The sequence below is a fragment of the Aliikangiella coralliicola genome (assembly GCF_007004725.1).
Classification (GTDB): Bacteria; Pseudomonadota; Gammaproteobacteria; order Enterobacterales; family Kangiellaceae; genus Aliikangiella; species Aliikangiella coralliicola.
Genome location: NZ_ML660173.1, coordinates 90,205 through 101,766, shown reverse-complemented (window position 1 = coordinate 101,766; position 11,562 = coordinate 90,205). Strand labels below are relative to the sequence as shown.

Sequence of the window (11,562 nt, the reverse complement as noted above, 5' to 3'; positions counted from 1 at the left end):
TTTGTTAATCCCCATATTCTTCATCAGATAATTTAACTAACATTGCTTCAACTTCTTCATCGGACAGCTCATCAGTTTCTTTTTCAGCTTCTTTCAGGAATATGTCGTTATTTCGTATCAACTCGTCTATTCTGCGACTACAATCCGCTAACACAGGATTGTTAAAAATATCACCGATGGTTAGATCGATTAACAGGCGTTCGTTCACGGCAGATAATAATCTTACTGATAATAGAGAATGCCCTCCTATCTCAAAAAAATTAGCCGTGGAACTTATCTTCTCTGGTTTTAATTTAAGTAATTGCGCCCAGATATCTGTAAGTAGCTTCTCCGTTTTTGTTTCCGGCGCAATGTATTCTCCCTGAGGAAACATGCTGTCGATTGTAGGCAACGCACTTTTATCGATCTCACCATCACTCGTTAACGGCCACTGTTCCAGGAACATCAACACAGACGGAAGCAGAATGTCCGGTGACTGTTGCTTTAAATACTGCCTGAGAGCTTCCTCATTAACCGGTGTCTCATCATTTGCTACCGGCTCTCGTATCACGTAAGCCACCAGTAACGGGACAGGCAGCACTTGCTCTGGTAATAAGGTGACAACTTCCTTAACCATTGGATGCTCTAACAGTCGTGCCTCTATCTCGGCTGTCTCAATTCGAAAATTCCGCTGCCTCGGCTGCTCTTTTACCCGACCAACAAACGCCAGCTCGCCATCTGACATGTAACGCACTTTATTCCCAGTGCGATATAACCGGTCTCCAGAAGTTTCGCTAAAAGGGTTTGGCACAAATCGTGTGGCAGTCAAAGCCGCTTTATTCAAATAATCTTTTGGTAAGCTACTTCCCCCCAGATATAACTCGCCAATTGTCCCAACTGGGACAAGCCTGTTATCGGCCATAACATAACGCGTCATATTTGATAAGCGTTGGTTAATCGGAGCGTATGCCTCTATCGAGGTTTTTGCGGTTAATTCAACAGGCTCCTTTTCTTGCTTAAAGACTAACGATGCGCCTTTGACTAACGTTTTCCATATTTCATAGCAGGATAAACCTGTCGATGAGTCTGGCATTTGAACTGTCGGTTTTTCATTTTCAGGGTTGGTTGAAACGCTATTTCCAACTCCCTCGCCGGGGCTAACCAAACTCACAATACTTTCATGATTGACCGATAAACCCGCCGGTATACTGACATCATTCGGCGCATAGATGACTGATGCCAGGTCTAACGGGCTTGACGAGGTAACAGGATTGTCCCTCATCGAGTCTCCCGCTTTTCGAACCCAGTCACCGTCTAAATCTATCCAGTTGAGTCTTCGTGTTGCTTCACCGCTTGTAGCATCAATATACATTTCGGTTAAGCACTGAGCACGATTCAAACCAGACTGAAATAGGATTAACTCAATATCACTATCCTCAATCAGATACTTCAATCTCAGAGATGGAAACTCTGGCTCAAGAAGAACATAACACCCTCCGGCTTTTAAAATTCCCAAGAATCCAACCAGCATTTCTAACGAATGTTCGGCATAAATTCCCACTCGAACCCCTGGCTTGATCCCTTGCTCAATCAAATGATGGGATAGTTGGTTGGCCCGGTGATTTAATTCGCCATAGCTTGTTCGTTGGGTTCCACATACAACCGCGATTGCATCGGGTGTTCGCGCTACCTGCAACTCAAATAATTCCTGAACGCATTTATCTTTTGGATAGTTAGCCTCGGTATCATTCCACTCGACTAATTGCTGATGCTCCTCTGCGGAACTCATAATTGGCAAATCAGACACTCTGGCTTGCGGTTTAGCGAGAATGTTTTTCAGCAAAACTTCAAAATGATTTGCCATTCTCTCAATAGTTGAAGCATTAAATAGTGCTGTCGCGTAGGTCCAATAGAGACACAATAAACCGTCTCGTTCACTTATATTTAAAGTTAAATCAAACTTAGCCACTGAATTAGATAGCTCAACATTTTTTACTTTAATATCAGCTAGCTCTAACTCTTCTATCTTGTTGTTGTCCATAGCCAACATAATCTGAAAAACTGGTGAGTGAGCTAAATTTCGTTCCGGTTGTAGTTCATCTACCAGCTTCTCAAAAGGCAATTCCTGGTGTTCGTAAGCGCTCAATAAATAGCGCTTGCTACGCTCCAATAAAACTTCAAAAGTGGGGTTATCAGATAAATCAGTGCGCAATACCAGAGTATTGACAAAAAAGCCAACCAAAGGGTCCAGTTCAACCTGATCTCGATTAGCTACAGGGCTTCCAATCAGGATATCTTCTTCGTTGGAGTAGCGCCCCAATAACACAGCCAAAGCCGAATTTAAAACCATAAACAAAGTCGCGCTATGCTTGTGTGCAAGTGAATTCAAACCTACCAGGATATCTGTGCCAAGTTTTTTTTGAAAGCTTGAACCTCTGTAATCTTGCTCTGCCAATCGAGAATGATCCAGTGGAATGCTATGAACTTCTGGCAAATCTCTTAATTGCTTTTTCCAGAAATTTAAGTGATGTTCATAGCATTCTCCTTTAAGCCAATTCCTTTGCCAATGGGCATAGTCGGCATACTGAATTTCCAGGTCGTCCAAAGGAATATCTTTACGATTTACATAGGCGTCATATAATGCACTTAACTCCTTGACCAATATGATCTGAGACCATCCATCCGAAGCGATATGATGCATTGTCACTATCATAATGTGAGATTCTTTCGCTCTCTTAAGAATCTGAACACGCAACATTAAGTCCTTGCTCAAATCAAATGGTTTCGAAGCCTCACCTTGGTAAATTTTTTTAAGCCTTTCTTCTTGTTTTTCATTCGATAAACTAGATAAATCAATCAGTGGAATCGAGAAACCATCGTGATTTCGAATGACTTGAAAGGGTTCTCCTTCCGGCGTTGAGTGAATCGTTGTTCGTATTACCTGGTGGCGCTCAATAATCTTTTTAAACGCTTGTCTAATAGCGTCAACATTCAACCCACCGTTTAACTCCAATGCCATTATCATGTTATATTGAGCGCTACTTGATTGCATCCTATCAATAAACCAAAGGCGATTCTGAGAACAAGACAAGTAGGCTAATTGAGTGCACGAACTTATCTTTAACTCTTCCAACAACTGGAGGATTTTCGCCTTATTTTCCTTTAAAAAAAGCTCATCCTGGCTATCAATAAAACCATCAGACGAAGAAACAACTAGCTGCTTAGCATCAATTTGAACGTCAATTCCTTTTGTAACTAGCTCGATAATTCTTTCTATTATTTCCATTCAGCTCAACCTCTTAAATATTTCCTAATTATTTTTATAAATCCTTGCATCTCTATGTAGCACAGGAGCAAAAACACTTTCTTATCAAATCACTCAATTTCATACATTCATGATGACTTTCGGGGTTATTAATGTATTCAGCACTACTGATTAACAACGCATAATTATTTTTTGCCCCCCTAATTACGACCATTAATGTTATTCAATTTAAAACCACAAAGCAGGCCTTCCCATCAATCAAATATACTCGTAAAATAGAACAGCGATTGGGGCGATAATAAATGCCTTAGTATTTATTACAAAAAAATGAAAACTGTATGAGATAAACTCCAGTTTAAGAAATACTCATTATCAGTTATTAGAAAGTATCGACTATCAAAATTAAAATGGAGTTGCAAATATGAAACAATTTCCTAATAAAAATATTTTCCTTCAACTTTTTCATCTCGGACTTATCATTTATGTCGCAGTGGCGTTAATTACTGTAGTCAAAAAGTTGTTTGTCGATGTTCAAGACATTGAGAGTCAATGTAGCCGCTTTACTTGTTTAGGTGAATGGACTGTTCAAGCTTATGCTTTAGCTGGAATATCTGCGCTAGTCGTCGTCATTTTCTCAATTCGTTGGTCAACAAGTGTACAAAATCGAAAAATAGGAGAACTGATAGAATGGAGTAAACTTCAGTCGTGGCAATTTAAAACGTTTGCAATAACTAAAGAGAACCCTGAAAACCATGTTCATTGTTTGCTTTGTAGTGAAAAAATACACGTTACTGAAGATCCTAAATATGGAAAAGGCTATTCCAACGAAGATCAAACCTGGATGTGTCAAAACTGTTATGGAAATCATATCAAAAATTGACAAAATGACTCTACGACATGAACGAAATAAAGCAGCCGAACATTATTACCCTATCTTAATTCCTGTTTTGGCGTACAGGCTCGGTTTAGGCAAAGGCTGCTGCTACCTTTCTGAAACCGGATCCAGGAGTCCAATTACTTACCGAGTGAGCCCAAGTTAAATTGTTTTGGATAATGAACTCTCCCGGTTGTAGTTTACGCGTAATTTTACACTTAAATAACTTTTCATAATCGCTTCCAAAGTGTCTCACTCGTCGCTCGTTTGAATCGTCTAATATTTTAACATCACAGTTATCAGGTGGTAGTTTAAGTAAACCATCTTGTTCTAAAAGCTGACTGTATGCCGTTACTGAATCATAATCGACACTTTCAATTGTATCCCAGTAAACAAATACTTCATTGTCTAGCAACCTGGAATAAGTTTTTCGAGGTTTAGCCAATACATCAAAAATCGTGAAGTAAGGGCTGACTTTAATTTCCTTTAATATTTCATCGTCATCTTTTAAAACATCTTCTGGCATGTTCAAATGAGCCATTACTTTTATCTGCTCAATTTCGGTGCGAGTTAATTCCTTTGTCGCTTTGCCACGAGTTAGCAACTCTCTTAGTTCCCCCCAAATTTCGCTGGATTGATCCACATTCATAAGAATTGTCTCGCCACCATCCGTACTATTTTCATAACAATAAAAAGACGCCAATTGCAAATTCGAAAAGCTTCCGCCTTCAGAATGCGGTGGTATAAACTGATAGTCTTTACGCTTATTGACACTCATGTAATAGCGTCCGATATTCTCTCTATGCCCTTTACTTGAAGCAAACGCTGCCTGCACTTCTAACGACTCAGCTAATCCAAACTTCGCTGCGATGGAATACATTAAACTATCTGCTTCATGTGGTTCAATGCCTTGTACCAAAACCACTTGATCTTTTTTTAGTAAACCAACAATCAGTTCCTCATTTTTATCGTCAGAACCCAAAGCTACAAGGCGACTCCGATCTTCCGAAATACAATTTTTTGTTTCGGTACAAAGCAATTCAGCATCATTCTTATTTATCATTAATTTGACCGCTCCATGATATATTGAGGTTTATTGGTTATTTAAAGCAACGCCTGGGGATATTTTGGAGGCTCTTATCGCCGGGCCGGTAGGTGCTAAGATACCAACCAATAAAATAATACCGGTAGCGCCCATATACGTCATCGCATCCCAGGCATCGACGCCAAACAGAAAGCTACTTATCAAGTTTGCCGAAATCGCCGACACCAGCAGTCCAGCAGCAATCCCAATTAACACTGGTCTGGTTGAGTCTTTTAAAATTAGAAAACGGATAGTTTTAGGTTTAGCACCAACAGCGATACGCACCGCAACTTCATGTGTCCTTTGACTGATCATATAATTACTAAGGCCATAGATGCCGACGACGGCCAACAGTATTGTGAAAATTGAAAACCCAAGCAAAATCTGTAGCAACGATCTTTGTTTCGCAACTGACTTATTAATTAAGTCAGTTAGTGCATGAAGTTCAATCATTGGAATTGAATTATCAATTTTTGCCAACACCTGAGACATTTCTTTCAACATTTTCTGCGGGCTGAGATAGTTCGATTTTACTACGAAAGTATAACCACCAAATCCAAGTTGAGGCATGAACATAAACATTTCTGGTTTTATCTCAGCATCCAGGTTCGCATGTCGGTTGTCTTCGACAACGCCAACAACAGTGAATTCAATTCTGTCACCCAAACGAGGAAAGCGTATTTTCTTTCCAAGTGGACTCTCATTTGGCCAGCTTTCTTCAGCCATAGCGCGATTAATGATAACAACTTTCGTTTCATCCATTTGATCGCGTTCTTCAAATAAACGGCCCTCAAGCAAAGGGATCTCTAGTAAACCGAAATAACCTTTACTAACCGAGCGCAAAAAAGTTCGAGTTTCTACGCCTATAGGTAACGGTTTTTGTCCGGTGAAAGTGTAAGATTCGAAAACACGCTGCTGGGTTGTAACCGGACCAAAAGGAATAGAACTAATGCTCTCAGCTCCCGCAACACCAGGTATTTCTCGCAACCCTTGTAAAATAGATTGATAAAAATCTATTCTAGCTTTGTCTACATAAGCTTCTTTTGCCCAAACGTGACCGGTAACAATTCCCTGGTCATTAAAGCCAGTCTCCTGTTGAATTGTCTTTACGTAGCTTCTCAACAACAGACCAACAGCGATTAGTAACACCAGTGAAAACCCGACTTCAATGGAAATAAGAAGTTTCCGAAGATTTAGACTGCCTGACGTTCCACTTAAGCGGCCACTTCCTTGTTTTATGCTGTCAATCAGTTTTTCAGGTTGCACGATTTTATAGCTTGGGATCAGTGCTGAGACCAGGCTGACAACCGCAGCTAATCCAAACGAAAAGAGCCATGCGACTATATCAATTTGTATTTCCTCACTTCGTGGCAAAGATGTTGAAACCAGCTCCAACACTAACTCTAATAACCAGATTGAAACCAAAATTGACACTAATCCAGCAACAGTTGCGAGCAACATATTTTCGACAAGTAATTGTTTCAACAATCGTAATTTTGTAGCTCCGAGAGCCACTCGCACTGAAAGTTCATGCATCCTATTATGGTAGTAAGCAAAAGTTAAATTGATTATGTTCAGTATTGCTACAATCAATAATGCAAGTACACCTGCCATAATTAATCCAAGACGCGAAGATACAGAATCCGTTATTTGCTGATGATAGGATGCGAAATTGATTTGAGTATTCTCAACCATTTTATTCGCAATTAAAGCAAGTGACTCTAGATGTTGTTCTTTCATCGCAGGCGTCATATTATCACCGAGTCGACCAACAACTTCTCCACCACGATAAAATGTATCGATTGGTTGAAATACTTTTGCTGTGGGTGCTAAAAATTTAGCGAAGTTTTCAGGCATCACGGCCAACACTGTGTGAGGTTTTTTGTTTAAACTTATCGCTTTGCCAATAATCTCAGCGTCTGAAGAAAAATGTTGCTGCCATACCTCGTAGGTAATAACGATAGCATTACGACCGATATCATCCTTGTTGAACCATCTTCCCATCATTGGCTGAACACCCAACACAGACAAAAAATTATGACTGACCATTAAACTGGTTGCATAAACAGGAGTGTCACTTTCAGTAATGACTGAAGATTCGAAAGTGAAAAATGCCATATCGAGTTCTTCCAACTCTAAGTCTTGCCATTGTTGGTATAAATTAAACTCTATCCATTCATATGGACTACTCTTGCCAGTATTCGCATCCTTTCCGGCTACTTCGATCAATTGATGGGCTTTCGGTACCGGTAGTGGTTGCAAAAGAACCTGGTTAGTCAAACTAACCATCGTAGTAGTAACCGATACACTTAAAATCATGGTCAATAGGACAACCACCGAGTATTTTGGATTTTGAATTAAACTACGAAATCCAATGTTGCATTCTCTCAAAAAGTTTCTCATCACTCCTCCTCAACCACGGCTTCCTCAAGGCTCGATAACGATTTGGTTGCTTCTAGTACTCTATTTGGTGTATCTACAGAGCTCTTGTGATTACTCTTTTCATTTCGAATTTTTCCATCTACCAACTGAATTTCGCGATGAGCAAATTGCGCAAATCGTGGGTCATGTGTCACCATGCAAATAGTTGTCCCATTTTTATTTAGATCGTCTAACAATTGCATCACATCTTCACCATTTTTAGAATCCAGATTTCCGGTCGGTTCATCAGCTAATAACAAAGAGGGTTTTCCGACAATCGCTCTTGCAACAGCAATCCTCTGTTGTTGCCCTCCAGATAATTGATGTGGCCAATGATCTTTTCTATGAGCCATGTTTACCTCTTCAAGTGCAGACAAGACTCTGTCATTAACTTCGTTCTTATCAAGATCTTCCCTGTAAATCAGTGGTAATTGAACATTTTCAAAAATACTTAAATTTGCGATAAGATTAAACGATTGAAAAACGAAACCGATTTCTTTGCATCTTAATTCAGCTTTTTGGTTAATATCCCAATCTTCCACAGAAATTCCGTTTATTTGGTAATTACCGCTAGTAGGAAAATCTAGTAGTCCAAGAATTGAGAGTAAAGTAGATTTTCCACAACCTGAGGCACCGGTAATTGCAAGGTACTCTTTTTCGTAAATATCTAAATTAATATCCGATAGAGCGTGCGTTGTCACTTCATCTGCTTGAAATATTTTGCCGATACCCTGTAAGCGAATCAAAAGATTTGAATCTGTCATAAGCTGAAATCCTTTAAAGTCTATCTAGTTAACCCCGGTTCGGGATAATAAAAGCTATCCAGCACAATCATTTTTTTGTAATGGATTAATTGTTAACATTTTCTAGCTTTTCTTATCCCAAGCTGGGGTTAGTTAATTTTTATTAGCGGGTGCTCAATAAAATCGCTAACATCAGACACGATCACTTTTTCGCCTGCTGCGACGCCACTTAGCACTTCAACAAGCTTGACAGAAGTTCTACCAAGCTTTACCTCCCTGCGTTCAGCAGTTTCTTTTCTATCATCAAGCACAAAAAGAGATACCTGGTGTTGCGTAGACACAGAACTAGGACGATCGATGTAAAGCGTTTGTGCTATATGCTCTACTTCGATGATCGCGGTAATACTTTGATCTGGTCGCGTACCCTTGGGAAGTTCATTGATTTGAACATCGACTTGCACATTGCCGGCTTTAACTCTTGGGTCAACTCTAACTATTTCGCCCATGGTCTTTCCATTACGGGTATCAATTTCTACTTTTAACCCGACTGTGAGATCTTTCGCCTGTACTTCTTGCACATCAAGCTCAGCTAACAAAGGCCATGCCTTGGCTACTCGAGCGATATTACTTCCAATCTCTAATCGTTCACCTTCCTCAACGGTTAAATCCTGCAAAACCCCCGACAACCCTGCTCTGATTTTAAGTTGGTCAACTAGCCTTTGACTACTCTCCACTTTATACTTTAGCTGCTCAACAAATGCTTTTTCTGAATCCAATTGTGCAGTATGTGATTTATTCAAATATGGCAGGCGCTCCTTCAACATTTTTAGTCGAGATTTAGTAACTCTCGTTGCCTGGAGTACTTTGAGAAAATCCAATTTTCCTACAACATTCCGATCGACCAATTTCCGCTGAGCATTTTCAATTTCTTGCGCAGACTCATATTCCAACTGCGCCTGTCTGATTGAAAAATCATACTGTAATCTTTCATCAGTTAATTTTGCCTGTAAAGAGACCAGTTTGGCTTCCGCCACTTTTAAGTCTGACTGGCTTCGGAGTAGGTTCCTAACCAGTAATGGATTACTTAACTCAACTAAGACTGTTTCCGATTCGACAATAACGCCGGGTTTGACAAGAACCTGTTCTACAACGCCACTTGCTTCTGATGTAACCCGACGATCAATCATTGAAACCAGTTTGCCAACCCCTCTCACCTTGCGTTTAAAATCCCCCGCAGTCACTTCGCTAACCCACATTGTTGACGAGTCAATAGTGGGCATAGCATTGCCTATAAAAATGGGAAGTGAGATCAAGAGTACAACTACGATTATACTACTTGCGACAATATATAAGGTGCGCGCCTTTCTCCATTTTTGAGTTTGTTTTGGCGCGGGAACGTCCATCTTATATTTTCCTTCTTGCTAGTTATAGCGCTCTTTAAAAACACGCCTTATTGATTAAAACAACAAGTATTTTAGCCGTTAGCTATTTAGGGAAGAAAGTTATCGAACCTGTGCTCAATCGTTCGTTCGCAGGGGATTTATTCATTCTCACCTGATGCCAGATGAAATCCAACTGAGGTTTTCCATTGACTTTATTACACATACCAATCCAGGAACTTATACTTGTCCATCCTTGCCACCGGACTGCGAAAGTGACTGCATTAGATGAGTTAACCCAACCCTTGGCGACATATTTGGTAGCGTCGATAGACGCAGGAAGTTGATAAAAGCCACTCAATTCCCCAGTTTTAACATCGGCTTTTTCGATAGTAAATATTCGACCAGAAGAATTAGTCCATACTCCTGCAAGGTTGTCACAATCAGTGGCTTTTTTTGCGTAGGTTGGCATTGAGAAAACGGTAGAAACAAACAGACTAATGACAATAAAACTTCTTTTCATAACAATATCTCCATTTAGTGATAATTAAAGTGATTTATTCGCCTAAAATCTCATTAGGCTACAGCTCTATTGATGTAATTCTGAGTGGTGAAATGCAAAATATTTTTTTCTTATAACTTAAAAAAATATAATTTATTATCTATTACGTTGGTTACTTTGTAAATCGAATAATACGTAAATAGCGTTACATTAAAAATATTTAGTGTTGCAAACTAATAAGTGACGACATTATTTATAATATGAAAATAGCTACGATAAACATTTGTCGTATTGTACTGACCGCCTTCTTTTATTACCGTATGTAACTTCTTTAAATTGTAGTATGGAACATTAGGGTACAAGTGATGTTCGATATGATAATTAGCTCTGTGAGGGTGAAAAAAGTAAGCTTGAAGCGGGTTAATAATTGTGCGCGTTGTTAACATGGAATTATCATCCACTTTCAACCCGCCATGCTCACAAACACCTCGTATTCGAAAAAACACAAACAATATACTGAACATTGGAAGAAGCCATAAGATTGGGTACATTAACGTAGCGTCTAACAAATAGAAAAAGAGGATGATTATTCCATTACCCAGGAGCATCGAACTAAGCACCATATATTTGGGCAGCTTATGTGGGTGAGTACGCCTTCCTTTAACGTTCCCCCCGCTATTTTTTATTTCAATTTTTTCGAGCTCCAGGTCTTCCTTTTCGGCTTTTAATTTGTCGGCAATCCGTTTTTCTTCCTCTTCCTTTTTTGCCTCCTCGTCTCTTTCTTTTCTTCTCCTTACCTTTTTTGCAAACGCGACAATAAAAAGTTTCATATAACGAAAATAGGAATAGCAAAAAAGATCCTCTAGCAACTCAACAGCAAATTTACTTTTTTTCAGCGGATACTGGTCGTCATCCGAAGTCGGATGTCGGTGATGATTAAGGTGGTTACTACGATAAACAAATAGCGAAAATAGCGCGGGACCGGCAATTGCAAATTGGCCAATATAATTATTAACTAAAATTGAAGAGTGAAGACCAAAGTGTGCCGCTTCGTGCATCATCATATAGAGAGCATGCTGACATCGAGCGATAAAGACCATAGCAATCAAATAAAACAACCAATGGTCCACCATTATAGCAACGTAAAAGGCCGCAAAGATTTGCAACCAATCTAAAGCCAACGACAAAATCGCATAATTAGGTCTAATTTTCTTTAGTCGCTGAATTTCCTGTTCATTTACCATTAGCACCGCACCTCAAAAATATTCTGGCTAAACTTTATTTATTAGGATATATAAGAATCGACACTGATTAG

At 39.5% G+C, this 11,562-nt stretch carries 8 protein-coding genes; 1 reads left to right on the top strand and 7 read right to left on the bottom strand.

Annotation, left to right across the window (positions count from 1 at the left end):
* Nucleotides 1-4: 4 nt before the first annotated feature.
* The gene (locus FLL46_RS26185; protein WP_142935282.1) at nt 5-3,265 is read right to left on the bottom strand and encodes a condensation domain-containing protein; all 3,261 of its coding nucleotides are present in this window, start codon (nt 3,263-3,265) and stop codon (nt 5-7) included.
* Between the two features lie 400 nt (nt 3,266-3,665).
* Between FLL46_RS26185 and FLL46_RS26180 the strand changes: the two genes are divergently transcribed.
* On the top strand, nt 3,666-4,124 hold the full coding sequence (locus tag FLL46_RS26180) for a hypothetical protein (protein ID WP_142935280.1): 459 nt from the start codon (nt 3,666-3,668) through the stop codon (nt 4,122-4,124).
* Nucleotides 4,125-4,209: 85 nt separating this feature from the next.
* Here the strand turns inward: FLL46_RS26180 and FLL46_RS26175 are convergent, their stop codons facing one another.
* The 6 genes from FLL46_RS26175 to FLL46_RS26150 all read right to left on the bottom strand — a co-directional run bounded on the left by FLL46_RS26175 (nt 4,210) and on the right by FLL46_RS26150 (nt 11,491).
* Entirely contained in the window at nt 4,210-5,181 is a 972-nt protein-coding gene (locus tag FLL46_RS26175; protein WP_142935278.1) for a TauD/TfdA family dioxygenase, read from the bottom strand.
* Between the two features lie 30 nt (nt 5,182-5,211).
* Entirely contained in the window at nt 5,212-7,605 is a 2,394-nt protein-coding gene (locus FLL46_RS26170) for an ADOP family duplicated permease (protein WP_142935276.1), read from the bottom strand.
* On the bottom strand, nt 7,605-8,387 hold the full coding sequence (locus tag FLL46_RS26165; protein ID WP_142935275.1) for an ABC transporter ATP-binding protein: 783 nt from the start codon (nt 8,385-8,387) through the stop codon (nt 7,605-7,607). The genes FLL46_RS26170 and FLL46_RS26165 overlap by 1 nt, the downstream gene beginning before the upstream one ends.
* 128 nt (nt 8,388-8,515) lie before the next feature.
* Nucleotides 8,516-9,646, bottom strand: a complete 1,131-nt coding sequence (locus FLL46_RS26160; RefSeq protein ID WP_168204327.1) for an efflux RND transporter periplasmic adaptor subunit — start codon at nt 9,644-9,646, stop codon at nt 8,516-8,518.
* Between the two features lie 205 nt (nt 9,647-9,851).
* Nucleotides 9,852-10,268 carry an avidin/streptavidin family protein gene (locus FLL46_RS26155; RefSeq protein WP_142935271.1) on the bottom strand — a complete coding sequence of 139 codons (417 nt, stop codon included), beginning with the start codon at nt 10,266-10,268 and terminating at the stop codon, nt 9,852-9,854.
* Nucleotides 10,269-10,480: 212 nt separating this feature from the next.
* A complete protein-coding gene (locus FLL46_RS26150) occupies nt 10,481-11,491 on the bottom strand; it encodes a fatty acid desaturase family protein (protein ID WP_142935269.1) in 1,011 nt (336 codons plus the stop codon).
* Between the last annotated feature and the right edge of the window lie 71 nt (nt 11,492-11,562).

What these genes read in the sequence shown, in the direction of transcription:
- FLL46_RS26150 (WP_142935269.1), bottom strand. Translation starts at nt 11,491, where the DNA reads ATGGTAAATGAACAGGAAATTCAGCGACTAAAGAAAATTAGACCTAAT.
- FLL46_RS26170 (WP_142935276.1), bottom strand. Translation starts at nt 7,605, where the DNA reads ATGAGAAACTTTTTGAGAGAATGCAACATTGGATTTCGTAGTTTAATT.
- FLL46_RS26175 (WP_142935278.1), bottom strand. Translation starts at nt 5,181, where the DNA reads ATGATAAATAAGAATGATGCTGAATTGCTTTGTACCGAAACAAAAAAT.
- FLL46_RS26155 (WP_142935271.1), bottom strand. Translation starts at nt 10,268, where the DNA reads ATGAAAAGAAGTTTTATTGTCATTAGTCTGTTTGTTTCTACCGTTTTC.
- FLL46_RS26165 (WP_142935275.1), bottom strand. Translation starts at nt 8,387, where the DNA reads ATGACAGATTCAAATCTTTTGATTCGCTTACAGGGTATCGGCAAAATA.
- FLL46_RS26185 (WP_142935282.1), bottom strand. Translation starts at nt 3,265, where the DNA reads ATGGAAATAATAGAAAGAATTATCGAGCTAGTTACAAAAGGAATTGAC.
- FLL46_RS26160 (WP_168204327.1), bottom strand. Translation starts at nt 9,646, where the DNA reads ATGCCCACTATTGACTCGTCAACAATGTGGGTTAGCGAAGTGACTGCG.
- FLL46_RS26180 (WP_142935280.1), top strand. Translation starts at nt 3,666, where the DNA reads ATGAAACAATTTCCTAATAAAAATATTTTCCTTCAACTTTTTCATCTC.